We start from the raw sequence: 26,033 nt of genomic DNA, 5'->3' as shown, positions 1-26,033 counted from the left end.
TGCGTCGCTCGGTCGCAAATAAGTTGGTTGTATTTTTATTTACATTGGTTATACGTAGCAATCCGGAAACTATTTCAACTTTTTTGGCAATCTTTGATGGAGGTGGGAGCGGGGACTGGGGGACTGGGAGACTGGGAGACTGGGAGTAAGATTTTTAATCCAAAATCCAAAATCCTCCTTACTCCCTACTCCCATCTCTCCCACTCTAAAAACTGTCACAAGCCATCGAGCGCGAGTGGGAACACTAATGGAGGATAGTAGTAACAAGCAGTCCCCCGTCAGAAATTATGCCGCCCTCATCAGTCAAGTCAATTTGGTTGGAGTTGCAGATCGACCCTAACGACCCCGAATTATTAGCTACTTTAGATCGGATGGTGCGATCGGGAATGCTCGATCGATCGCAAATTCTTAAACTCGCCCGCGAGTGTCTGAGTGAAGAGATCGAACTTGAATCGCTACCCGCAGTCGTTCCGGCGACTGTTCCCGAAATTTATATTGCACCAGCACTCCCACGTACTCCGCCGCGAGCGCAGCAGATGTGGCAAAATCTCAAAGACGAATTGAGCGTGCGCTGGCTGCTATTTTTGGGCGTATTTTTAGTGGTGCTGTCGTCGGGAGTATTGGCGGCGACGCAATGGTCGTTATTTCCCGCATGGGGACAGTATGGCTTGTTATGGCTGTATACGATCGGGTTTTGGGTGGTGGGAAGTTGGGCGCGGCGACAAGAGGGGCTGAAACTGACGGCGAATACCCTGCAAATTGTGACTCTGCTGTTAATCCCGGTCAATTTTTGGGCGATCGATTCGTTCCAACTTTGGCAGCAACCGTTAGAATTAGTCACCGCCATTCTGGCTGGAATCGGGCTGGGAGGCATCGTTTATCTTAAATACCGTCAGCAGCTTGGAAAAACTAATTTACAGCACTCTGGCTGGCTGCTAGGGGCTTATCTGGTGCTGAGTGGTCTGCAATTAGGCTGGCAAATTCCCCATTGGTCGTCGATCGCGATTTATATTGGGGCGATCGGGGTGGCAGTATTATTACAAAGGATTCGCCAGATCGAGGGTGGCTCTCTAGCTATTTATGGGCTGGGAATGCTGCTGTTACGCGGTTTACTGGTAGAACAGTTACCGATTTATAGCTTTGGTTTGGCGATCGGGATTATTGGGTGGTTGCTTACTCAGTGGGGGCTGCAAAAGGCGCGCAGGCTGGCGCATCTGGATCGGTTTGCGAAGGTATATGGCGAATCGAATAGGCTGGCGCGTCATCGAGTGACATTAACTGCGATCGCGAGGTTATATCAACAAATTGGAGCCAGTTTGCTGGTATTTGGTTGGTTATTCGCGATCGGGGATTTAGTTAGTATCCCTAAAAACAGCTCGTGGCAAGCTGTTGCGGTTAGCAGTCTGGCGTTGGTGTGGATCTGGCAACGCTTGAAGGCTTACCAACAACTGCGTGAAGTCACCGCTCTATTTTTTGTCGGACTGCAAACCTATTTAATTAGTAATTTGCTGTGGACACCCCTGGCGACTGGGGCGATTTTCGCGAAGGTTTTACCGTTCTTATTATTGCTATTCGGACAAAATTATCTACTCGCTGGTTCGCTGCTAATTTTCCCCTACTTACTATTCTGGGTATGGCTTACCGATTGGTTCTGGAAACGGGAATGGTTTGCCCTAACGCGGCGGGGTGAATCGCTGATGTTGGCGACTGGGGCAATTTTACCGATAATTAATCTCACCACACCCCTGAGTTTACTTGTCGATTTACTAGCATCGACCGCAATTTTGGCGCACCTGACACTCCGCTATCAGCCAGTCAGAACCAGTTATATCTATCTCACCCACCTGAGTGGCTTGGCGACGATTTTTGCCGCCCTCGCCTATCGGTGGGATTGGTGTAGATCGTTGGTGCAACCGCTCCTCTGGAGCATCGCCCGTAATTTTGTGGGTAATAACGAGCAAATTCTCGATTTAACCGTAATTGCGATCGCCCTGAGCGTCATTACTGTTGTTGAATTATGGATTTCTGCCCAACCCGTGCGACTGAAATCGGATGCTTGGCAACGCAGTAGCTGGAATATCGGCTTAGGATCGACGATCGCGACCGGATCGTGTTTTTTCTTATTAACTACCTTCCCCACCGCACGGGCGATCTGGCCGTTATGGTGGTCGATTATTCCGATCGCGTTTACCTACATCGCTATTAAAAAGCCACCCCTGCAACCCTGGCAACTCGCCAACCAAATCCCCGCTGCTTGGTATGGAATCGCCGGATTGAGTGGGGGATTATTGCTGAGTGTCGATCGACCCGAATGGCGATCGATATTGCTACTTGTGGCTGTGGGCGTAATGTTTCCCCTCGTCAAACGGCTTAACCAGATTCTCCCCGCCTGCATTCACATCGGTTTTGGATTGGGGTTGGGCGTTAATTTACTCGTCGGACGTATTTACCCGACTAGTTACTGGCTGGTAATTGGTGCGATCGCCTGTTATGGGTTATGGTTTATCAGTCGGAAACTACCTCGGATCTATGCAGTGGCTAGCGATCGATGGGCGATCGGGATTGCCGGACTCGGACTGGCGATCGGCTCGGTAAATTACTTCCACACCGACCTCAACTGGTTGGGGGCGCAAATCGATATTTTCTTCAATATCCAAGGGTTTGGCAGCCTGCAAGCTGCCGCCGCAGCCCGATCTGTGCCCTGGTTCCAGAGCATTCATGCGACTACCCTACTAGCCGCCGGAATTTTAGGCGCGGCGATCGTCACTCGCAACCGCTGGCAACAGGCATCAATCCCTGAATGGGTCTACTTTTGGAGCTTAATCTGGACGGGTGAAATCGCCCTCTCCGCCCTCGTCCATTTACTCGGCGGCGATACTCTCACCCTCGCCACGGTTAACATCTTGTTAGCCTTCCCCCTCTGGTTTTACACCCGCCAACAGCTCGAAACCGAACTAAAATTAGCACCCTTATTACTAGCCAGTTGGGGCTTATTACTCCGACTACCATTTTTTACCACTTATACCGGACTACTAACGATCGCCGTTGGGATAATTGGCGTATTAGTCAGCCGCAGACTGAGTAATCTCATCGGTTACGGCGGGTTATTCTTCGTCACCATCGGCTGCTACGAACTAATTACTCATTACCTCCTCCAAGCACCCCCCGGTGGGAGTACCGCCGATGCCTTCACCGTCTATGGCTTAGTTACCGCCATCCTCGCTCTGGGCTACCGCCTGAGCATCTGGTGGAAATCCAAGCAAGGTGTCACTCGGTGGTGGAATTTCCGCCTCGCTGGCTTAAAAAACGTCGCGCATATTCATTGGGCGGTAGCTAGCACCTGGAAAATCGCCGCAGCCACCATTCCCCCCAGCCCGATTCCCCAATTAACCCTCGTCCATTTATTCATCAGCGTCATTCTCGGCGGCTATGCCTTAATCCAAGCACGCGACAGAGATGGCGGCGACTGGTGGATCTATCTCGGTTTGGCAGAATTAATGGGAGTCGGTATTTATGCCCGATCGATCTTCCAAAATCTTGGTATCTTCGATGAAGGTTTAATTCTCATCTCATGTACGATCGGATTAATTATTTTACTCGCTCCTTGGCGACAATGGGGCTGGCAAGATCGCCCCTGGCGGATGGTTGCGCTAATATTACCACTATCGCGAGTCGTCTTTGAGTTCGATGGAATTTCTCTGCTCAATCTCGCCGTACTCGCCGTCTTTTACGCTGGCGTATCGCGCCGCCAAAAACAATTCGGTTGGGCTTATCTAAGCTTGATTTTCCTCAACTGGGCAGCAATCCGGCTGTTATTTGAATACAATCTTACCAGCCCGCTCTGGTATGCCACCTCGATCGGTTTATCGATTTTAGCCGCCGTACAATACGATCCTTACTGGCAAACCTCCAAACAAAACCGCCACAACGGGAGAATTTTGGGAAGTAGTATCATCGCCGTCACCGCGCTACTCTGGCATCAGCCCTGGTTCCCGATCGGCATCGGACTCGCGATCGCCATCTGCGGTATAGTCTTGAGAGTCCGCGCTTGGCTGTATATCGGGACGATTACATTTCTGTTAACCAACGCCTATCAATTACTCATTCTAATTACCGAATATCCCATTACTAAATGGGCGATCGGATTATTAGCTGGAGTCTTAATTATCACCCTCGCCGCCAACTTCGAGCGACGCAAAGAACAAATCGAACGCGCAATTGGCTATTGGCTCGATCGTTTTCAGGAGTGGGAGTAATTTCGATACGGTTTTTGTTAGTCAGCGGTTGAAACCGCCGCTGGTGATGCAAAGTCCGCCTGCGCGGACTAAAAAAGAACAAATCTTGGTTTAACCGAACCTTACTGGGAGTAATTTGCGCTAACTTTGGTAATTTAATTCAAAATGTCCTGTTGAAGATACATCGTGCCTGAATATATGTCTAGTTACCCCTAGAGTATAGATTTCATGGTTATTACCGCTCCGCCACCAGCCAAGGTTAGCTCCAGAAGAATTGTCGATCTTTGGGCGAGTTTACCAACAGATTACAAGGAATCAGATTTGGGATCTAATTTCATGCTGAGACTATTTGACTATTTAGGAGTCAATCATCACCAAATTAAAAATGAGCCTACTATTGGCAGAGGTTTAAAACCAGATTATTTAATCTATAACGATCTAGAGCAGCCGCCTGTATTAGTAATAGAAATTAAAAAACGCGAAGCAGCTTTAGCAGAAGTGAGCGATGCGAAGTTTGTGGCAACTTGTCAAGAGCATCCCCGCTATAAGGATGCTGTCGGTTTATCGCCCGCTCCTAACAATGGCATCATTCAATACTTAGATATTAATAAGGTTAACCCCAGTCATTTAGCCAGTTATGGATTGGTATTTAATGGTGACTTTTTTCAACTGTGGCGACGTGTCGATGGGTTAGTTATTCCGATGATGACTGTCAAGCGAGTTAATAAAACTAGCTTGCCAAAATTATTAAAAGAATTAGTCAAGTGCTTGCAAGCTCCCCCATCAGCCCTAGTAACTGCCATTTGGAATAGTAAAGGCGGAGTCTCTAAAACTACCAATACAATTAATGTTGCTGCATGTCTGGCTTTAGCTGGCAAACGCGTCCTATTAATCGATCTCGATCCGCAAAACGATCTAACTACTGGGCTTGGGCTAAAAGCAGATTACGCGCCCAACTATTTCGATCGCATTTACGAAAAGCTTCAGCTCCAAGAACTCGAACATGCTAAAGATATTTTGATGGCATCAATTCAAACCAAGAGTTATGCGACTACCGATGGCAAAAGCTTTCATTTATCGCTGTTGTCCGCAACGAAAGATTATTTAAACAATATTAACGATGCAGTTCGCGCCCATAGTCAATACGTTATCTTCAACAAACTGCTAGAACTAATTCGGTATAATTACGATTATATTTTTATCGATGCTTCTCCTAAATTTGATAATTTAGCTAGGTGTTTACTATGTACGACAGATACGATCTTACTACCATTCGATTCAGGTACTAAATCATTAAAACATGCGATCGAGCTTTCTGCAAAGATAATTCCAACAATTCAAGTTATGCGAGATAAAGCCGATGACTTTACAGTTGGCCCTTGGAGTTTAGGCTTATTATATAGTAACTGTCCGGCGCAAATTGGCGTGGGTATGGATAAAGCGATCGCTGATGTAATTAAGACGCAAGGATTTACAGGCAAACAAGTAAGCAAGCGGCTAATTACCTTCGATCGAGTAAAACAAGCAGAATTTCAAGGAAAACCAGTAGTTTGTTGGCAAAACTCACAAATCACTAAGTTATTTCACGAACTAACGACAGAAGTTTTCTTAGGTCATAACTATTCTAACAACTAGAATCATTCATTCGATCGGACAAACTTATTAATATATTTACAAGGTAATTTATCGTGGTATCAACTCTAGAACGACGTGGCACCAGTACACCTTTAGGACAGGTTCTACGCCTGCCATGCAAATTTATCCAAGGAAAATCTAGTGCTGAAGTGATGGTAATTAATGCCATTGCTAACGAACTAGCTATTTCTGGTAAAAATGTTTTACCTATTATGGTAAAACACCTTAAAGAAGACAAGTATAATGCTGTATTTAATACTCAAATTCTAATTGCCGCTCGGCAAGTAGGCTTAGATTTTATCTACTGTATTGTTGTCGATGATGAGATGGCAGCTCAATTAAAAGTTGAAGCAGGAAAAAATCTTAAAGTTAATCTCAACCAAGCATCAGAAGCAGAACTAATCGCAGCTTTCGAGAATATTAAGTCGAATATTGCTACATTTAATAAGCTCGATCCAACTACAATCGCGCGGGCGATTATCCAATACCGAGCTACCGATCGCATTAATAATTTAACATTCTTAACCAAGTTAAAATGTGGAATTGGCAAAACTAAATTACCTGCATTAGTCGATCGGTTAATATATTAGTCTAGTACTAGGCGGCGTAAATTAGGTTACTATTTCACACTCCCAACTCCCAACTCCCAACTCCCAACTCCCAACTCCCAACTCCCCGCCAAAATAGTAACTAGATTTACGTCGTAGACTACTAGGTTATCCAATAGTCAAGAAGATAGTTTTCAAATTATCAAAATAATTAAACAAATGGTTATTTAGACTCGATCGATGCCTAGTCAGATCGATCGCTAATCATTGAGTCGATCTGTCACTAAGACAGCAAGATTTAATTCTCTTTCCAGGTGCCATGAAAACCCATCGGTACGACACTTGGTAAACTTAACCGACAAACAGGCGATTCATTCAACCTGTCACAATCGAAAATCCAGACTTCACTCTGATGTCGTTCGCCGTCATAAATAACTGTAATAATCCAGCCTCGGTTAGCATCGAATTTATCAACAACATGAATCGGTTCTGTCGGATATAAATGACTGGCAAGATCGACAGTAGTTAACGTGTTAGTATGTCGATCGAATCTGCCGATCGTACCGACTAATTCGCGATTTAAAATTGCATCTGGCTTGTGAACTGCTAAATATGTATATCGCCATTCTTGCCCGACTTGAGAGCTTTCTACTAATGGGAATTCACAACTACGATCGCATAATTGTTCGCTACTAGTTAGCTTACCCACAGTCGGATCGATAACTAATTGCCAGAGTGTCCCAATCGCTTCAGTCTGAGTCTCACCACTAGCAACTTCTCGCAAAAATTCATTAGTACCAAAGTCGGCATAGCGAACTAAATCGCAGATAATTTTACCATTTGCATCCACACAACCATTACCTAAATGCCATTGATACCAAGGCTCGGTCGTGAAGGTACTAACTAGACTCAGATCCTCGCGATCGAATATCATTATTTGCGTACCGAGTTCTGGCTTCCACCGAATCGATTCACTATAACTAGCCAATTGCAATAAAATTGGTAACGGTTGAATCTCAATCGGATTAATACAAAACACCAGATATTTACCGACCATTAAAAAGTCATGAACTGTCGTCAGCCTGGGTAACTTAGTTTGACTAGTTTTAATAACTTTACCACTGCGATCGCTCTCATACAGATTTAGTTTTGGTTGCGCGCCGAGCGAGATGCCAAAATTATATATATGTCCAGAAACTGGATCGACTTTGGGATGCGCTGAATAAACCAACGGAGTCAGATCGCTACCTAAATTATCCGTCCCGATCGTTGCTAAACTATCTAAATCTAGAACGTGCGGCGCGCCACCTTCCCAGAGTGCCAACAATCGATCGGGTAAAGCTAAAACCGAAGTATTTGCCGCATTTCCCAACGATTTACCAAACCGCTCCCAAAGATTGCCAGATGGTAACATGCCATAGTTACCATACAACCACCGATCGACCTGACTTTCTTCCTGATATTTCTGAGTTTGAACATATCGGTAGACCCCACTAGCAGCCCCGTCAGCAAACTTTACCGCCAAAATAGCTCCATCCCCATCAAGCCAGTGTCCGACGCGCTTACCGCCCCGTTCGAGCCGTCCGGGGCCATTCCGATAGAGGGTACCTTGCAAGCCATCTGGAATCGCACCAGAGAGAATCTGTAACTGCGTCTGGGGAAATTCGATCGCGGGTGCAGCTAGAGCTTGACCCCACAGAGGTTTAGTGGCTGACGGTTTTGAGGTAGTTGTCATTGGTGAGTAGCAGTAGTTTGGTGTTCGATCGGACAATTCGACTAGATTTACATATCTACAGACAGATTGCCACCTCTTTAAATTCTACAAAGATCGCATTCATTATGGAGACATCAACCGATCTCAATCACAGTAATATTGCTAGGCATTGATGGTGCGACGGCGATGGCGGGATATCTTCAGCAATTTCAAGCAGCACGGCAAACGCGGCTCTCATGAATTTTATCCTCGCGCCCAGCACTACCCGCGATCTCGATCGACTATCTCAATACTTTCTCGAAACATTGTCTTTTGTAGGCTGTACCAACGATCTCAAACACAGTAAGGTCGATCGTAGGGGTTGAGGGTATCAAAGATCGAGCGCATAGGTACAATCGACAGGCATCGATTGTCGCTCAAAACACAATAGATGGGAACAATAGAATGAACCCATCAGCCCAAACGGTTGTTGGAATGTATTAACAAATATATAAACTTCTACAAACCAGAGCACAATGGAAAGCGATAGTTGACAAAATAATCTGGCAACTTGCAGAACATTATGATGATAATACACTACTCGAATTGCATAAGTTGATACTCAAGAGAAACTTGTTTATTCCATCTACGGATGGAACTATTCGAGTTGCGGAGATGTCGAATATGAAGCTAGTTGTATTATATACTGGAATGCATCCTAGCTGGGGAGGGACTGGCTTCTGTAATATCTCATATATTGCAGCACTAGAGATGGTGCTGAAGATGAATGATGTTGATGGCATGTTATTACATAACAAGCAGAAGTCATGGGTTGGTTTTGACAAAAAGAAAGTTTTATGGCTTTACAAAATGTAAAGTAAGTAAGATTTCAAACATGTTTAACACGATCGATAATTCTATTCCCGATCGGGAATGATTTTGACTATGCTAATATTTACAGATCGACGATCTGTAAATATTATTTGGCGATCGATCTATTGCAACAATACATCTGCGGGAATACCCAAGTGAAGATGGATAGCTCGAATCATCTCTAGCGTTAATGGTTGGCGTTTAGACATTACCTCTGCAACCAAACTCTCGCTACCAATGAGCGGGATTAGATCTGCATTCGATCGATCCAGTTGTTCTAGTCTAAATTCGATTGCAGCGATAGGATCTGGTGATTCGATTGGAAAATATTTATCCTCATATAGCTCGATGAGTGTTGCTAATACCTCCACTTCATCAGCTTCTGGAGTTTTGGGACTCGATGACATTAACGTTTCCGCACGTTGCAATGCAGCTTGATAATCAGCTTCGGTTTCGATCGATCGAATTGAGTCTGTATTCATGTATCCACACTACCACATCACTCGAATTGAATATACCTCAAATAAAGCATCGCGAGTGATAATAGTTAGAGAATTCCCTATCGATTGTGCTATTAAAATCCGGTCGAATGGATCGCGGTGGTGCAATGGTAACGAACGATAAATATTCAGTTCGGTAAAAGCAATCGATAAAATTTTAATATCTAGTCGCTGTAAATCGGCTTCCAGGTTTTCAAAGGGGCGTTGAAGTTCTAGTTTACCCAGTCCTGATTTAATCGCAATCTCCCACAGACTTACAATACTGACAAATACATCATTATCTTTGTTTTCGATCGTAGTCAGTGCTAGATTACTCAGATTAGCATCGCCTTGAAGATACCAAAGTAGTGCGTGAGTATCTATAAGCACTCTCATTACATGTATTCCTCAAAATCTGCCAATGGCTCGTCAAAATCGTCGTGAATATTAATTGCCCCTTTCCAAAGACCGAATCCCTGTCTTTTGTTACCTGCTGTTAGATCTGCCGATGATTGAGTGTTGGTATCCAAATTAGATTTGGCTCTGAGTTCTACAAATTCGGCAAACGCTAATATTTGCTCTTGTAAGTCTGCTGGTAAGGTGTGGATCTTATCAATTGTCATTCGTTCGACCGGACTCATACTCAGATGGTATATGGTTTAATATTTCGATCCTAGCAAAAATTGAGAACGGGTGTTCTGTCTATCTTAATATAGCCACTAGAAAATTGTCCCGCTAACTGGGCGATAATTAACTACATAATAATTGCTAACTAATCTCCGCTTCCTACCATGTCAGAAATATCGATCGAATCTACGCTCCAAGAAGAGCGACTATTTAGCCCCTCAGCAGAATTTTCTCAAGCCGCACAGATTAAGAGCTTGGCAGAATATGAGAGCATCTATGCCCGCGCCCAAGCCAATCCCGAACAGTTTTGGGCAGAACTCGCCGACAGCGAACTGCATTGGTTTAAGAAGTGGGAAACGGTGCTAGATTGGCAGCCCCCGTTTGCCAAGTGGTTTACAGGCGGGAAGATTAATATCTCGTATAATTGTCTCGATCGACATCTGACTACTTGGCGTAAGAATAAAGCCGCATTAATCTGGGAAGGCGAACCAGGCGACTCGCGTACGCTAACTTATGCTCAATTGCATCGCGAAGTTTGTCAGATGGCGAATGCGCTCAAACAGATGGGTGTAGTCAAAGGGGATTTAGTCGGGATATATATGCCGATGATTCCTGAAGCGGCGATCGCGATGCTAGCTTGTGCGAGAATTGGGGCGGTACATACCGTCGTCTTTGGTGGCTTTAGTGCCGAGGCTTTGCGAGACAGATTGGCTAATGGTAAGGCTAAGGCGGTCATTACTGCCGATGGTGGCTGGCGTAAAGATGCGATCGTACCATTAAAAATTCAGGTAGATAAAGCTCTCGAAAATAACGCCTGTCCGACAGTCGAAAAAGTTTTAGTCGTTCAGCGTACCAAGCAAGACATCCCTATTATTGAGGGGCGCGATATCTGGTGGCATGAAATTCAACCCACCGTCTCCGCCGACTGTCCCGCAGTCGAAATGGATGCCGAGGATATGTTATTTGTCCTCTACACCTCTGGCAGTACGGGCAAACCTAAGGGAGTAGTCCATACTACTGGCGGTTATAACCTTTACAGCCACATCACCACCAAATGGATTTTCGATCTCAACGATACCGATGTTTACTGGTGTACCGCTGATGTCGGTTGGATTACCGGACATAGTTACATCGTCTATGGGCCATTATCCAACGGCGCGACGACTGTTATGTACGAAGGAGTCACCCGCCCTTCTAAACCGGGCTGCACCTGGGACATTATCGAAAAATATGGCGTAACCATCTTCTATACCGCCCCTACCGCCATTCGCGTCTTCATGAAAATGGGTGAAGAACTCCCCAACGCCCGCAATCTCTCCTCTCTGCGCCTCCTCGGTACCGTCGGCGAACCCATTAACCCCGAAGCCTGGATGTGGTATCACCGCGTTATCGGTAAAGAAAGATGTCCGATCGTCGATACCTGGTGGCAAACTGAGACTGGCGGAATTATGATTACCGCTCTCCCTGGTGCAATTCCGACTAAACCAGGTTCGGCAACTCGCCCCTTCCCTGGCATCATCGCCGAAATTGTCGATCTCGATGGCGAAACTCTTCCCGCCAATAGTGGCGGCTACTTAGCGGTAAAATATCCTTGGCCGGGAATGATGAGAACTGTCTACGGTGACGACGAACGGTTCCGTAAAACCTACTGGGAACACATCGCCCCCAAAGATGGCAAATACATGTATTTTGCGGGGGATGGAGCGCGTCAGGATGCTGATGGATACTTCTGGGTAATGGGACGCATCGATGATGTGCTCAACGTTTCTGGGCACCGTTTGGGCACGATGGAACTCGAATCTGCGCTCGTCTCACACCCTGCGGTAGTCGAAGCCGCAGTTGTGGGCAAACCAGATGAAATTAAAGGTGAAGAAATCGTCGCTTTTGTGACTTTAAATAGTAATTATGTCGGCGATGCAAGTTTAGTAAAAGAGTTACAAAAACACGTCGGTACAGAAATTGGGGCGATCGCCCGTCCGGGTGAAATCCGCTTTACCGATGCATTACCCAAGACTCGATCGGGTAAAATTATGCGACGATTATTACGCGATTTAGCGGCAGGCAAGGAGGTTTCTGGCGATACTTCGACGCTGGAAGATCGTAGCGTATTAGATAAGTTGCGAGGTAGTGATTGAATTAATTTGGTAACGGTGCGCGATCGATAGTTAGGGCTTGCCGATCGAACTTATCGGTAATTGATGCAGGTATAACTTCGATCGACATTTATTTAAGTTGGGATCGATCGAGATAAGTTTTCCCGATCGATCGAATGTAATTATTTCAGCAGCAATTCGATATCGTTGGCAATATCCTTGGGTTCGGTATTCGAGCCATAACGCTTGACCACATTACCACTGCCATCGACTAAAAACTTAGTAAAATTCCATTTAATTCCCTCCGTGCCAAAAATGCCTGGTGCGGCTTTTTCTAAATATTGAAACAGCGGGTGAGCATTGGCACCATTGACATCGATTTTTTCAAATAATGGAAAAGACACACCAAATTTGGTTTCGCAAAATGACTGGATGTCTGTTGCACTACCTGGTTCTTGCTGTCCGAATTGATTGCATGGGAAACCCAATACTGCGAATCCTTTACTGGCATATTTATCGTACAACTCTTGTAAACCCTTATATTGAGACGTAAAACCACACTGACTGGCGGTATTGACAACGAGCAAAACTTTATCGCGATAAGCACTCATCTCGACGGGTTGACCTTCAATGCTGGTAGCCGAAAAGTCGTAAACTGTTGATGACATAATAATTTTGGCAATTTGTAAATACTAACCTATTTATTATTATGGAAGTATTGCCAACTTGCTAGGCGCGATGAAACGACTTTTAATTTTGGGTGGAACTGGGGATGCGGTAAAATTGGCAAGTCTGGCGATTCTCTTGCAGAGAGGCTTCGCCAACGATCTACCTGAATTGGTGGTGATTACCAGCCTCGCGGGGAGAACTAGCGCGCCAAAGAGTCTAGTCGGCAATGTGCGAATCGGTGGCTTTGGTGGTGAAGCTGGTTTAATTGCCTATTTACAAACCGAGCGAATCGATCTGATAATTGATGCGACTCACCCGTTTGCTGCCCAAATATCCCAACATGTGGCAGGTGCGGCGACGAAAGTAGGTATTCCCCGATTAGTGCTAATTCGCCCTGAGTGGGCGCGTTTGCCTGAAGACAATTGGATTGAAGTGAAGAGTGTTGCAGCAGCAGTGACGGCGATTCCGGCTAGCGCAAAGCGAATCTTTTTGACGATCGGCAGGCAACAGCTTGCTCCGTTTGCCAGTCTGACAGATAAATGGTGTTTGATGCGATCGATCGATCCTCCCGATTTGAGTATCTCATTACCACCGGGTAAATTATTACTCGATCGAGGGCCATTTAGTTTGGCAGCAGAACGGGAATTACTTAGAGAATATCGGATTCAAGCGATTGTTAGTAAAAATAGCGGTGGCGATGATACTTATGCCAAAATTATTGCGGCGCGGGAGTTGGGTTTACCTGTAATTATAGTCCAACGTCCGATCGTCCCTGAAGGGGAAATAGTTCGAGATGTTGCTGGTGCGATTGAATGGTTGCTCGATGCGATCGGGCGGTAAAATTTGGATAAATATCGATCGAATGGATGTGCTGAATGTAACTAAGCTAGCGATATTTTAGGCGGGGTGGGGGTACCTATTTTCACTGTATTTGTTCGATCGGCTCCAACGCATGAAGTCCGAAATTTTCACTCCTGAATCGTTCGATCGAGCGTTCGTGCTTTGATGGGCAAAATAGCCTGCTTCAGACAGATATTTTTTGAGCTAGTCTCCAACAAAATGTTCGTCAAAGAACATTTTGATTTTTGAATGAGTATGCCCACAGGGAAGCTTTCTTACTCCCTCCCCTCTATAAGCTACGGTGTATACACAAGTCGGCTGGACTTCGTTTCGAGATCTGAATCCCCCAAACCCCCTTAAAAAGCTTGCTCAGATCCGGTCAAAGTCCCCCTTGGAAAGGGGGATTTAGGGGGATTCAAACCAATTTCGCTTCTCACCAAAGATGTGTATACACGGTAGCTTTCCAAGGGGATTTAGCGGCTCCCGCTCGTCGGGTTTCCTGACGGTTTAGGGAGAGGTTAATTCAAGAGTCGAGATTGACTCGATCGATCGCATCGATGACTTCTAATACTGACTTAGGTAAGAGTTTATCTTTAAACCAAATTACCTCGCAGGGTAAATCTCGTGCGTTTAGTCCCGCTTTCTCTAAATTCAATCGTTCTGAGATGGCTAAAATCAGATTTTTACAACCAGATTTGCGGACTTGAGCGAATTTTTTCTGTAAATATTCCGGTCGCCAATAACCGACAATTTCTAAAATATAATCGCGCCCGTCGGGATGTACCAAGCGGAAATCGGGAATCATGACACTACCTGGAATTGGTAATAGATTTACTTCGCGTTCTAATACCCAGTCGGTTTTTAGCTTATCCCAGCGATCGGCAAAGCTAGCTTCGAGCATACTATCGTAAGATTTTCCGGGTGGATAGTGGGTTTCTAAACCGCATTTGTCGGTGAGGCTATAACGTCCGACTTTGAGATTCCCGGTGTAAAAATCTTTGGTTTGTAAGGTTGCGCTCAGGCTCCATTTAGTGACGTGCAAAATTGCGGGGATTAATTTAGCGATCGCGAGTCCATAGCGGGTACTGGCTTTAAACAAACTCGTCGGGCCATCGACTTTAATGGTAAACCCGTGGTCGGCATCGCCTTCGATATACGTCATCAATTGAAATAATTTCAAATACCGAAATAACAGTTTATATTGTCCGGGTACGTTGCGATGGGCGTTGATGGTTAGTTCGCTGGCGCGATAGAATACGCCTTGAACTTGAGAAAGGTTGTAGCGATGAATTAGGGCAACTGGATCGGGTGCGTTAAACTCGGTTAAAATTCGATTGTCTGGTAAATCGGCATACAATCCTTGGGTAATTTGGGCGGGAATTATTTCCGCGCTTAGTTCTTGAGAAAGATTGCTGGCGAGGGTTGCTAATGTGGTTTTGCTATGCTCTACGCTGGGGCTGGCTATCGCTGCGAGTGCGTAAACGCGTTCGCGCAATTCGGAGGGCTGAAGGGGGCTGACAATTTCAAATTTACTGAAGCTTTGGCTTTTGAGCAGGTGGGCGAATCCCCGTTTGACGCGAAAGTCGGGACTATCACCTTCGAGTTCTAATAACATTTCATCTAGTTGTCCCTGGGTACCGCCTGTAACGGAGGTGAAGCAGTCGATAATCTCGATCGCCATCTGAATGTGGTGCGCGTCGAGTTCGATCCGTTTGGGGACGATCGATTCACCATTATATCGATAGATTAATAAATCGCCGGGTAACATTTTAGGTTTTAGGTTTTAGGTTTTAGGGGGTTATTAAAATACTTGTAAATTTTAGCGGACACAATTAACTTTCAACTTTCAACTAAAATCCGTAGCGGATTGAGACGCTAACGGTATTATCTTTATAAACATTGGCAGTCGAGCCGAGGGTGCGGCGGAAGTCGATTTCGGCGGCATTCCAACCTAAATAGATCGCTGAATCGGAATTAGGATCGAGTTCGTAACTGAGATTTGCCCCAAAAGGATTGGTCGAAATATTCCGATCGAGGACGCTGATAAATCCGCCGATTTTCAGCTTGTTGGTAACTTTCCAACCAATATTAAAAACAGTTTTATTTTCGACCGACTCTGGTAATATATTACCAAAAAATTGGGTACCGCCAACTGAAATATCGCCAAAATTCAGGGCAATTCCAGCATTGACATAGCTTTGAGCAGAGCGAATGGGTAACGATTGGAGTGTAATTGCGCCATCAACGATATAGCTAGTATTAAACCCTAAAACTAGACTATTGCGCTGATTAGAGCCGAGTTGGATCGATTGAGTGCCACTAGCAGACAGTTGGCTAGAATATTCAGGATCGGGATTGAGATAGCCGATACCTGCAAAATTCAGACTCAAGCCACGGGGATTGACGATCGCGTAATCGGTACCGATATAGGCTTTAAGATTGGAAGTAGCTTTCGGCTGAAAACCAGCATTGACGATCGCGCCAGTATAATATCGCCACAGGCTATTTTCGTTGAGATTCGCGCCTGTAAAACTAATATGGGGATAGTAATCGGTGCGCTGACGGATGGTATCGGTATCTACTCTAGAGACATCTCGATTCAATACGGTGACATAACCTTGTCCGTAGGCATTTTGCAAGCCACCAGAATTAAAGCCAAAATTATTCAGCGTTACCGCAATCGGCACATTTCCGCCTTCACCGCCGCCACTAGTCACGATCCGGGGTTCGCGAAGGGTGTTGTAGCGATAATCGCGGCTAAATTCTCGCTCGACGACGGGGGACATGCCCACCCAGAGGGCTTGATGGCTGGCTCCAGGGGGAACTTTAGGATCTTTACCGAAACTGGCTGCATAGCCCGTACCAGCCTGATATACTGTCAGGCTATTATTGGGAATGCGAATGGCACTGGCTACTTGATAGAGATTGGGGTTGACGACAATGCGCGCGCCCGGTTCGCCAGGGGCGATGCTGCGACTAAATGATGGTAAAACTTGACCGATCGCATTAGTTAAGGCATTGACTAATTGATTGCGATCGCCGTTGATATAATTAAGCGATCGGACAGTGCGTTCTAAGGTCGATTCTTTACCATTAGTCGCAAAGTTCTGCTGCATCCGGGTGTAATTTACCGCCAACCCAGTTTTAAAGTTCTCCTGGCGTTCGCCAGTCAACACTTGGGGTGGCGAACCTTCGGGGGGATTGACTAATCCGATCGCGGGAATGGTTAAATCGATGCCAAAATTCTGTCCATTCGCACCGCCTTGAAAGCCTGGTTCCCGAATTGCTGCTGATGATTCTGCCGAAACTCGATCGCCAAATTGAGAGTCAATCGTTACCCCTCTGGGCTGTAACTTCTTGGGATCGAGATCGCTCTCACTAATTCTAATGCCCGGTATGTAGGTGCATTCGCCACCCGAACCGTCGAGACAGTTACCAATCAGACTAATTTGTTGGCGTACCCCTAGTAAGGTTTGATCTTTAGCAACAGAGACAGTAATATCCTGATTTTGGGCGACAGTACTAATCCCTGTCGATTCCATCTCGGTAGAGACGCGAACTACCCGATCTGTAGTGACGCTTTGGACATTTTTGGCTCCAATCAGCTTAAAGACATTGAAACTCAGATCGGTATTCCGAAAATTTCCCGTTTCAAATCCGGTGACGATGGCGGTATTGGTATAGTGCGAAATCCGATTGCCATTGATAATAAATTGCGTCGAAAACGGATCGACAACTCTGGGATCGAGAACTTTCGGCTCGATAATAAAGCGCGAATCTTTAACCGCTGTTGGGTTAGTAGGTGGTGTCGGCGTGTTAGTAGATGGTACGGCGGGGGTATTATTTGGCGAGAACAGCAATCCTGGTGTCAATACCGAATTAATCGGCACGATCGGACTACTCCGAGGGAGTAAGTTAGGCAGGATAATGGGTACCAACAGTGTCGGAGTCGCGCCTGTGGGAATGGGAATCGTGACTTGGGCGACTTTGTGCTTGACTAACGGCGGTGATGTGGGTTTGTCGGTACTTTTGCCAGCTTCGCTTGGTGCGGTTTCGCTAGTATTCCCCTGTTGAGTCGATGCGACGATCTTATTGCTAACTGTTGGTGCAATCTCTTCAGTAGTCGATCGATTTTCGGGTGGGGCAGCTTCGCCAAGCGATTGAGTTTGCGCGCTAGCACTACTAGCTAAAAGTAAATACCAACCCGATATTGCGATGCAATAACAGGCTAATTTATAGTTGGTTTGATAATATGCGAATAACTGTGAATACATATATGATTTACAGATCGTTGGCGTAGCCGCGCCGAGCGGTAATCGAGGCTCTATCTATCAGCTTCAGCACCCAGTTGTAAAAAGATACCCATCCTAGTTACATCGATTCGGTTTTACCCGCATCGAACAAAACTAAAGATGGGTAGATTTTTTGTTGTTAGCAAGTACGGTGTCGATGTAGCCCATTAATGAGCTACATCGAGCCATACCTATTTATTGTTTAAAGGAATAAACGATAAACCAGCCGAAGTACCTTTGTATTCGTACTGAACTTTAGTATTGGTGCTATCGTTTACACCAGTAGTTTTGAGGGTGTTGTCAGTTGTCTGACCATTTTGGCTGTTGACATTACTGTTGGTAGTATTGTCATTGGTGTTATTTTTGTCGTTTTTAACATTGGTACTAGCAACATTGCTAGTGGTGTTGTTGTTAGTTGCCAACGAGTTGTCTGTGTTGTTGTTGGTTTTTAGGTTGCTAGTAGTGTTGTTATTGGTAGCAAAAGTATTGGTGGTATTGTTATTGCTATTAACGTTGCTAGTAGTGTTGTTGTTGGTCGCAAAATTACTGTTGGTGGTTTTGGTTGTGCCACCACTACTGCCAGTACCAACAGTACCGTTAGTAGTAGTACCTGCGGGAACGTTACTTGTGGCAACGCTAGTGCTACCGACGCCAGTGCTATTACCAGAGCTGCTACCGTCAGTGGTTCCCTTGGTATCAGTGAGGTTATTGGTAGCTGTTTTGTTGTCGGTAGCGTTATTTACAGTACCTTTGTTATCGGTGAGGTTATTGGTAGCGGTTTTACCATCATCGAGGTTATTAACACCCTTTTTGGTATCAGTCAGGTTGTTAGTAGCTGTCTTGTCTTCTTTGAACTCATCGCGACGGTCGTTACTAGTAGTAGTATTTTTAGTAGTACTAGCTTGGACATCTGACTGGTTTCGCTGAGACGTATTGAAGTCGCGTGAGTCGCGGGTATTAGATACCTTGCTAACATCGCTAGTACTTAAATATGTGAAACTTACCGGCCCGCTGAAACCTTTAGCACTAGCACTAGTTCCAAGTGGGGAGTTGGAAGTTGTGGAGTTTGCCGAAGCATCAGTTTCGCCAGTTGCTACCGCAGCAGAGAGTTCTCGCACGCCAGTACCATTACCAGTAGCATTACCACCAGGCACGATCGAGAAGCCACCCTGAGATGTGCCTTCAAATTTGATCGATACCGCAGCCGCAGTCGAGCCAGTATTGGTAACAGGAACAGCTTGAGCTGCCAATGGGAAAAATGCCGAACCAGCAGCTAGAGCTAGTGAGAGTTTAGATTGAAAATTCATTAATTTTACTACTGCAATAGTCGCAGTGACTGGAGTATAATCTGGACACAAGTTTTAAATGAAGTCGGACTCGTCAACAACAATATTCAAGCATAGCGGTTGCCAGTTTATGACTCGATACCATTTGATTGATATTCAAGTTTGCGGGTTCTTTTTTTAGACAGCAAGATAGTTCGGAAAATAACGCCGTCTAGATTAGACAATAATACTTATTTCTAAATACCATACAAAACTAGGCTCGCTCCTTTCCAAATTAAGTTTGTTTATCTAAAAAATGCCGCTAACAGCAGTATTAAAAGATAGATTCAATCTAATTTTTAATATTTATCTTGATTGTAAAATTAATCACTTTTCGACAGATTTATATCGATCGGTCGATAGTGATAACTTTATTTGTTGAGATTTATTTTGAACAACTTCAATACAGCTATCATACGATTTCAATTGAAGTTTGACAATACCCAATCTGTAGTTTAAGCCATTGTGCCGATCGATCTCCGTCATACTTACACGATTTAGCCGTGTTAAATATCGTACATTTGCGCTAACAATCGTAACTAAATCGTCGATCTGTACGGTCAAAATGTGACGGCATATTGGTTCTGTTCGGCGCAATCTCGATACATGGTCTTAAAGACCGATTTTAAGTTTGCCAGTATTAATTTATACAATCTTTCTTGAGTGAAATTTTAAGTTATGTGGTTGCGATCGGATCGTGCGATCCCTGCAACTAAAAGTCGATCGGACAATTAATGTAAAAAGACGAGTGAATCCAAACTTGCTGGTTTCTAATTAAATGACGATCGAGCGACAAATTTATCGATCGCCCAGATCCGATCGGAGAAGTAATAAAATATAAAACTGGTAATTTTGTCAAGTTAATCTTTCCCTGACAATTTCTTCCCGATCGATCGAACAGAGGTGATGTGAGTCTGAAAAGGAAAATCGCTCGTGTCGAGCTGAGATTTGTGAAAGAGCAATCCGGCTATCTCCTATGTCTCCAAATAACTAGAGATTGTTCCACCTGAATATGCAAATGGCTAAATATTGAACTTCGCGGATAGAGAAGCTAGCAGACACACCCCTATCAGAAACATCCCCGACTGTCTTGTCTCGCTAAACCCTCGGCAAAGCCGCTACGGTGTATACACAAGTCTGTTGGACTTCGTTTTGAGATCTAAATCCCCCCTATCCCCCCTTAAAAAGGGGGGAACCGGACTCTTAGTCCCCCTTGAAAAGGGGGATTTCTAGGGTTTTCGCTTTTATCGAGAGATGTGTATACACGGTAGGGCAAAGCCGAGGAGCGCGAGCCGCTTCTTGAAGAAGTCGGGGATGTAGTGCGATGCTATCGATCGGTTGAATCGTTGGCGGAGCCTGTCTGAAGGACAATCGACGGTTGGGGGCGATAGTACTCCAGACAAGTGCGTAACATCTGCGGATCGAAAATAATCGGTAAAAAGTGAATGCTGTTGACTTCTTTAAAGTAAAACAGAATCGGTACGGGCTGCCAAAAAATCTGCCAATTTTCCCACTCACCATAGGGAAACGTCCGAATGATAGTGCTACCGCGATAGACATTGAGCGCAGTTGTCGTAAATTCTAATTTAATGATGGCTGTTTGGATTGCCAGAAACAAACCAAAGATCCCAATTGCCGCGCCTACCCACAATTGAAACGCTGCAATGGGGATTGCTACCGCCGTTAGCACGATCGGAATTGTGTAATTGGGTGCGAGTTCGACACTTTCAGGTAACTGAGTTGGTGCGGGGTTAGTTGTCACAGGCTCAAAATCTCGATTGCTATTTTCTTTCATTCTAAACCACCCCTCACACTCCGCACAGATCTGATGTTTCTACTCTAAAGCCCCCTTTCTAAGGGGGTTGGGGGATTTAGATCTCAAAACGTAGCAGTAGGTTTTTCGATACACCATCTCACCCCACCTGCATCTAATTCTCAAAACCATCCCGATCTGATGTGCGATCGAGTGAATAATAACCACAAGTAGGTAAGGATCGATTATGTAGTCTCGATCGCATCGAACGAGGATGAGCTAACACTAGCTCAATCTACCCTCTTCGATCGAGAATTTGAATATTTGCATAAAATTATCGACAGCCGTCTAAAAACTCCGTAATAAAGTTGGGTAAATGAGTAATTCGCCGTTTGACGAGGGACAAGCACCCGCTATTTCATCGTTTTACATCTATCTAGACAAACTGATTAATGCGTTTTCCACCAATCGGAAATATGCAATTTTAGCGTGCGCTGACATTAGTTTGTTCGCGATCTCGATCTGTACGGCGATTGGCTTGGAGTATGGGCTAGATCGGCTACCTGCGGAAATTTTACATTACAGTAATTTTGTCGTGTTAGAGATCGCCATTAAAATTGGATCGTTCTGGATATTTGGGATTTATCGCCAAATATTGCAATATACGGGTAGAGAATTTATCTTTACCATCGCTCAGGCGATAGCCACTAGTTGCTTGACAATTGCCGTTACCGATCGCTTATTTTTAGTTTCGACAATTCCGCTGTCAGTCATTCTTAGCGATGGGATGATTGCCTTAATACTAGCAATTACCTTCCGACTCTGCGTGCGCCTGACGCGGGGCAAAACCCACCAGATTAATAGATCCACGCCAGCGAAGACGAAAGTAATTATCTATGGAGCTGGCGGCGATGGGCGGTTACTCGCCCAGGCTTTAGCCAGAGAAAGTAGCAAAAAATTAATTGGTTTTGTCGATGATGCGGCTCATCTTCAAGGTCGAAATATTGGCGGGATTCGGGTCTACGCGCCCGCAGAACTGCTCAAACTCAAAGCTAGGATCGGATTTGAAGAAATTCTCCTTGCGATGCCCTCGATCGACACTCAACGCAAACGCGATCTCACTCAAAGACTCAAAATTCTCGGAGTACCTGTCAGAACCCTACCGAGTTTGACTGAAATGTTAAGCGATCGCGGCTCGATTATCCAAACTCCCGAAATCGATATTGAGGACTTATTGGGGCGTAAAGCCATCGCCGCGCGCCCGGAATTACTCCAACACGATATCACCGATCGAGTCGTATTAGTCACTGGGGGCGGTGGTTCGATCGGTTCGGAACTCTGCCGTCAAATTGCCAAGCAGCAGCCTAAAATGCTGATAATTTATGAGTTAAATGAGTTTGCGCTCTATCAAATGGACATGGAATTGGGCGAAAATTATCCCAACCTCATTAAAGTTGCCTGCTTGGGTTCGGTTACCGACGATCGATCGTTGACGCGAGTACTGAACAAATATCATGTCGATATTATCTATCATGCGGCGGCTTATAAGCATGTCCCGATCGTTGAAGCTAACCCGATCTCTGGCATGGTGAATAATATTAGTGGTACGCTAACTGCGGCTCGATGTGCGATCGATTGTGGCGTACCCAAATTCGTGCTAATTTCTACCGATAAAGCCGTGCGCCCGACGAATATTATGGGCGCAACTAAGCGCGTCGCGGAATTAGTACTCCAAGGTTTGGCAGATCTTTCCACTCACGTTACCTGTTTTACGATGGTACGATTTGGGAATGTTTTGGGTAGTAGCGGTTCTGTCGTTCCGCGATTTAGCGCGCAGATCCTGGCAGGGAAGCCGATTACCCTCACCCACGCAGATATTACGCGCTACTTTATGACGATTCCCGAAGCCGCGACGCTAGTAATTCAAGCTGGGGCGATGGCAAAAGGCGGCGAAGTTTTTCTGCTCGATATGGGCGAACCGATTAAAATTTACGATTTAGCCGCCCAGATGATTCGCTTATATGGTTTAGAACCCGAACGAGATATCAAAATTGAAGTTACTGGTTTGCGCCCTGGTGAGAAAATTTATGAGGAACTATTAATCGATTGCGATGCGGCTCTGGCTACGGGACATCCGAAGATTTTCTGCGCGCGCGAGGCAAAATTAGCCTGGAAAGAGCTAGAACCCCAACTCGCTAGTCTTTTGGATGCCGCCGCCGATTGTGAAGTGAATGCTTGTGTTGCTGTGCTGCACAATTTGGTGCCAGAATATCAACCGATGGGACAATATGCCAAGGTTAAATCTGAGGCTGTGGCGGTATCGGTAGCGGCATCGATTAGCAATAAGTTACGCAGATCTGAGGTTCACCAAGAGGGGAGGAAGAAGGTTGCTAGTGGTAGGGTATAACTTTAGGTAGGGAGTGTGGGGGGTGTGGGAGGATAAGGAGTAAATTTAGAAAATAAAGTGCAATTGTAAGTTTAAATCGGTAAGTTTTGGATCGATCGAGATCGATTGAATGAATTCTCGAAAATAGAACCGCCGCTCTGATTCAGATAAATCTAGCCAGAATTGGGGAATCGAAACGGTTAGAGCGAGGGATTGAAGATTTACTGGGGAAAATGCTGCCAATCGATTTTGCAAGGCAGATATTTCTGTTTTGAGTTTGTAGGTACGTAAATCGACAGTTTCGCGATCGAGAACGCCGGAATTAATTAGCTTTGGTAATTGCACGATCGCTTGTTGTTTATCGATAATATCTTGGGATATTTTGGCTTTAAATCCATCTAGATTGGGCATGTCGCTACGATCTACGGCAATCGGTAAATCCACACAAATTCGCTCGATCGCAGCTTTTAATACCCGATCGTAAGGAATAACTTTACACTGAGGATCGCGATCGCAATTAGTCGGACGCAGGTACAAATAGCCCTCGGTGCGACGTGGTGCTGAAACGCTAGTTACCGTCATCATGCGTCCGCAATTTTGACAATTTACCAACCCGGCTAGAGATCTCGGCGCGCTAGCAGTCCGAGCTGGCAATCGCCGATTGCGATGTAATAATCGATCGATCTGAGCTGCTTCATCTCGCGATAAAATTGCCGCGTGAGTGTCAGAAATTACCTCACCGTTGAGATATGCCGTATCGCCCCGATAAACGGGGTTAGAGAGCCACCTCAGCCCCGTAGAAGGAGCGATCTTTTTATGGTATTTCTGCTCTAAATAACGAACGGCACCCCTGAGCGAACCATAGATCGAAAAGCGATCGAAAAAATCTTTAACGATTGGTGCTGTCGATCGATCGATCGTATATTTATCTTTACTACGGCGATAGCCATAGGGAGCTTTCCCCGGCGGCGGTAGAGATTTCAATCGGTTGCGTGCGTGCCCTTGTCGCATTCGCCGACTGAGCCGATTTGACTGCATTCGATCGATTAGTTGCAACAGATTTAATTGTGGTTCGATCTCAGTTTCAGTGGTAATTAATTCGATCCCTAATTCTTGCAATTTAATTAAAACTTGCCGAATATCTCGTACCGAATCACCCAGTTCGTCCAATCGTCTGACTAATAAATAATCGCACCGCTGCTCCACACAATCTTGCCACAATCGATCGAGTTCGTCGCGTCGTCCCAAATCTTGGTAAATTCGATCGATCTCCCATCCCCAAATCTCTTCAGATGGCGGCTCTTCAATTAGCGGATCCGTGTAAATATAAGCAACAATTTTCACGATTGAGACTCTGGTTAAGATATTAGTTATTTAATTTACTTACTTCTTCCCCGCTCCCCGCTCTCAAGAATCTGTGGTTTCAATATAAGAGCTTAAAAATGTTGCTGCACCAGTAAATCGAGTAACGGGTTCACAATTTCCATCCCTCGCAGCAGCTCCCGCCAGCGAGTGGTAATTGCCCCAATCCCATCCCGTAATCCGGCGACACCGCCAGCGACGCAAGCAGTTGTATCGGTATCGTCGCCGAGGGCTACCGCCCTCTTAACCACCAGTTCGTAGCTAGATTGCGACATTACCATCCGCGCCGAACGCAAACAATCGATAACATATCCACCACCCCTACCATCTGGCTCGTCATCGGGACGAATCGCCCAATCTAGAATATCGAGAAATGATGGCTCGATCGTATAAATTTGCCGTAACTTTACAGTTGCTTGTTGCCAAGGATCGCTACTCTGCTCTAACATTCGTCTCGCCCACAGACAATATAAAGCACAACAGATCTGACAATAACTATCTCCATGCGTCACTCGCGATTGTAAATGCGCGTCTGCAACTAAAGATTCATCGCTACCTCGATGCCACAATACTAACGGCAAAACTCGCATCAGCGAACCATTGCCCCTGGCTTGGTTGCCTAAAGCTCCTGCTGCTAGTACTGGCATTCCCCTCGAAATCTCATGGACGACTCTAGCCGTATGAATGCCAACATCGAATACTTTACCATCGACTGCCATATAGCCGCGATCGTACCAGTCTACCAATCGCCGCCCCAAATCGTCAGGATCTAGACAATTACAATCGAGCAAGGATGCCAATAAACATAGAGCTTGGGCACCATCATCAGACCAGGTACCGATTGGTGTCGTCCGATGCGATCTTGCGAACCCAATTGGCGGTTCCATCTCAATTTGCGCCAGGGGCGGAATCTCTTTAGCAGCATGGAATTCATAAGGTACGCCCAGCGCATCGCCAACGAGTAATCCTATCAGTCCGCCAGTAATGCGATCTGCTTTAGTTAGCATAATTTAGAAATATTGAGACGGCAACGTTATTTACGCCTAAAAATACTAGTCCGCGAAGGCGGACTTTGCATCACTAGCGGCGGTTTCAACCGCTGAATAATTGACTGAATTGTATTGTTACGCCTGTTACTATTTTACTCAATCTATACCCAAATAAGCTTCAATTACGCGCCGATCGTTTTGAACTGTATTGGGCGTTCCATCGACGAGATTGGT

The 26,033-nt window shown here is 45.4% G+C and carries 20 protein-coding genes; 8 read left to right on the top strand and 12 right to left on the bottom strand.

Features of this window, described 5'->3' with window-relative positions:
* The first annotated feature begins 287 nt into the window (after positions 1-287).
* The 3 genes from RMO79_RS07080 to RMO79_RS07070 all read left to right on the top strand — a co-directional run bounded on the left by RMO79_RS07080 (position 288) and on the right by RMO79_RS07070 (position 6,460).
* On the top strand, positions 288-4,256 hold the full coding sequence (locus RMO79_RS07080) for a hypothetical protein (RefSeq protein ID WP_310482395.1): 3,969 nt from the start codon (positions 288-290) through the stop codon (positions 4,254-4,256).
* Between the two features lie 207 nt (positions 4,257-4,463).
* Positions 4,464-5,870 (top strand): AAA family ATPase, encoded by a 1,407-nt coding sequence (locus RMO79_RS07075; protein WP_310482394.1) that lies wholly within the window; start codon positions 4,464-4,466, stop codon positions 5,868-5,870.
* 53 nt (positions 5,871-5,923) lie between these two features.
* Positions 5,924-6,460 carry a hypothetical protein gene (locus tag RMO79_RS07070; protein WP_310482392.1) on the top strand — a complete coding sequence of 179 codons (537 nt, stop codon included), beginning with the start codon at positions 5,924-5,926 and terminating at the stop codon, positions 6,458-6,460.
* 256 nt (positions 6,461-6,716) lie between these two features.
* On the opposite strand, the gene RMO79_RS07065 is transcribed toward RMO79_RS07070, so the two are convergent.
* Positions 6,717-8,153 (bottom strand): carotenoid oxygenase family protein, encoded by a 1,437-nt coding sequence (locus RMO79_RS07065; protein WP_310482391.1) that lies wholly within the window; start codon positions 8,151-8,153, stop codon positions 6,717-6,719.
* A gap of 215 nt (positions 8,154-8,368) precedes the next feature.
* On the opposite strand from RMO79_RS07065, the gene RMO79_RS07060 reads away from it, so the two are divergent.
* Complete coding sequence (locus RMO79_RS07060) at positions 8,369-8,497, top strand: hypothetical protein (protein ID WP_310482390.1); 129 nt, start codon at positions 8,369-8,371, stop codon at positions 8,495-8,497.
* Between the two features lie 298 nt (positions 8,498-8,795).
* Positions 8,796-8,987, top strand: coding sequence for a hypothetical protein (locus tag RMO79_RS07055; protein ID WP_310482389.1), 192 nt, complete (start codon positions 8,796-8,798; stop codon positions 8,985-8,987).
* Between the two features lie 119 nt (positions 8,988-9,106).
* Here RMO79_RS07055 and RMO79_RS07050 read toward each other — a convergent pair whose 3' ends face one another.
* The 3 genes from RMO79_RS07050 to RMO79_RS07040 are packed head-to-tail and all read right to left on the bottom strand — an operon-like array spanning position 9,107 to position 10,086.
* Positions 9,107-9,466: a hypothetical protein gene (locus tag RMO79_RS07050; protein ID WP_310482387.1), complete on the bottom strand. Its 360-nt coding sequence runs from the start codon at positions 9,464-9,466 to the stop codon at positions 9,107-9,109.
* Between the two features lie 9 nt (positions 9,467-9,475).
* Complete coding sequence (locus tag RMO79_RS07045) at positions 9,476-9,859, bottom strand: type II toxin-antitoxin system VapC family toxin (protein ID WP_310482386.1); 384 nt, start codon at positions 9,857-9,859, stop codon at positions 9,476-9,478.
* On the bottom strand, positions 9,859-10,086 hold the full coding sequence (locus tag RMO79_RS07040; RefSeq protein ID WP_310482385.1) for a DUF2281 domain-containing protein: 228 nt from the start codon (positions 10,084-10,086) through the stop codon (positions 9,859-9,861). The genes RMO79_RS07045 and RMO79_RS07040 overlap by 1 nt, the downstream gene beginning before the upstream one ends.
* A 168-nt stretch (positions 10,087-10,254) precedes the next feature.
* On the opposite strand from RMO79_RS07040, the gene acs reads away from it, so the two are divergent.
* Positions 10,255-12,225 carry an acetate--CoA ligase gene (gene acs, locus RMO79_RS07035; protein ID WP_310482383.1) on the top strand — a complete coding sequence of 657 codons (1,971 nt, stop codon included), beginning with the start codon at positions 10,255-10,257 and terminating at the stop codon, positions 12,223-12,225.
* Positions 12,226-12,365: 140 nt separating this feature from the next.
* Here acs and RMO79_RS07030 read toward each other — a convergent pair whose 3' ends face one another.
* Entirely contained in the window at positions 12,366-12,851 is a 486-nt protein-coding gene (locus RMO79_RS07030; protein ID WP_310482382.1) for a glutathione peroxidase, read from the bottom strand.
* Positions 12,852-12,921: 70 nt separating this feature from the next.
* On the opposite strand from RMO79_RS07030, the gene RMO79_RS07025 reads away from it, so the two are divergent.
* Positions 12,922-13,692, top strand: a complete 771-nt coding sequence (locus RMO79_RS07025; RefSeq protein ID WP_310482380.1) for a cobalt-precorrin-6A reductase — start codon at positions 12,922-12,924, stop codon at positions 13,690-13,692.
* A 523-nt stretch (positions 13,693-14,215) separates the two neighbouring features.
* On the opposite strand, the gene RMO79_RS07020 is transcribed toward RMO79_RS07025, so the two are convergent.
* The 4 genes from RMO79_RS07020 to RMO79_RS07005 all read right to left on the bottom strand — a co-directional run bounded on the left by RMO79_RS07020 (position 14,216) and on the right by RMO79_RS07005 (position 21,104).
* Entirely contained in the window at positions 14,216-15,460 is a 1,245-nt protein-coding gene (locus tag RMO79_RS07020) for a DUF790 family protein (RefSeq protein ID WP_310482379.1), read from the bottom strand.
* An 82-nt stretch (positions 15,461-15,542) separates the two neighbouring features.
* Complete coding sequence (locus tag RMO79_RS07015) at positions 15,543-17,966, bottom strand: hypothetical protein (protein WP_310482378.1); 2,424 nt, start codon at positions 17,964-17,966, stop codon at positions 15,543-15,545.
* Between the two features lie 209 nt (positions 17,967-18,175).
* Positions 18,176-19,291, bottom strand: a complete 1,116-nt coding sequence (locus RMO79_RS07010) for a hypothetical protein (RefSeq protein WP_310482376.1) — start codon at positions 19,289-19,291, stop codon at positions 18,176-18,178.
* Between the two features lie 1,345 nt (positions 19,292-20,636).
* On the bottom strand, positions 20,637-21,104 hold the full coding sequence (locus tag RMO79_RS07005; protein WP_310482374.1) for a DUF3119 family protein: 468 nt from the start codon (positions 21,102-21,104) through the stop codon (positions 20,637-20,639).
* A 334-nt stretch (positions 21,105-21,438) separates the two neighbouring features.
* On the opposite strand from RMO79_RS07005, the gene RMO79_RS07000 reads away from it, so the two are divergent.
* Positions 21,439-23,469 (top strand): nucleoside-diphosphate sugar epimerase/dehydratase, encoded by a 2,031-nt coding sequence (locus RMO79_RS07000; protein ID WP_310482372.1) that lies wholly within the window; start codon positions 21,439-21,441, stop codon positions 23,467-23,469.
* A 45-nt stretch (positions 23,470-23,514) separates the two neighbouring features.
* On the opposite strand, the gene RMO79_RS06995 is transcribed toward RMO79_RS07000, so the two are convergent.
* The 3 genes from RMO79_RS06995 to RMO79_RS06985 form a co-directional block, all read right to left on the bottom strand.
* Positions 23,515-24,792, bottom strand: a complete 1,278-nt coding sequence (locus RMO79_RS06995; protein ID WP_310482370.1) for a recombinase family protein — start codon at positions 24,790-24,792, stop codon at positions 23,515-23,517.
* Between the two features lie 92 nt (positions 24,793-24,884).
* Positions 24,885-25,817 carry an ADP-ribosylglycohydrolase family protein gene (locus RMO79_RS06990; RefSeq protein WP_310482369.1) on the bottom strand — a complete coding sequence of 311 codons (933 nt, stop codon included), beginning with the start codon at positions 25,815-25,817 and terminating at the stop codon, positions 24,885-24,887.
* Between the two features lie 138 nt (positions 25,818-25,955).
* Positions 25,956-26,033 (bottom strand): hypothetical protein (locus RMO79_RS06985; protein WP_310482411.1); only part of this gene is annotated, 78 nt, incomplete at its 5' end.

It is taken from the genome of Chamaesiphon sp. VAR_48_metabat_403 (assembly GCF_031422475.1).
Lineage (GTDB): Bacteria > Cyanobacteriota > Cyanobacteriia > Cyanobacteriales > Chamaesiphonaceae > Chamaesiphon.
The sequence above is the reverse complement of the archived record's forward strand: the minus strand, read 5'-3'. Positions and strand labels throughout refer to the sequence as shown.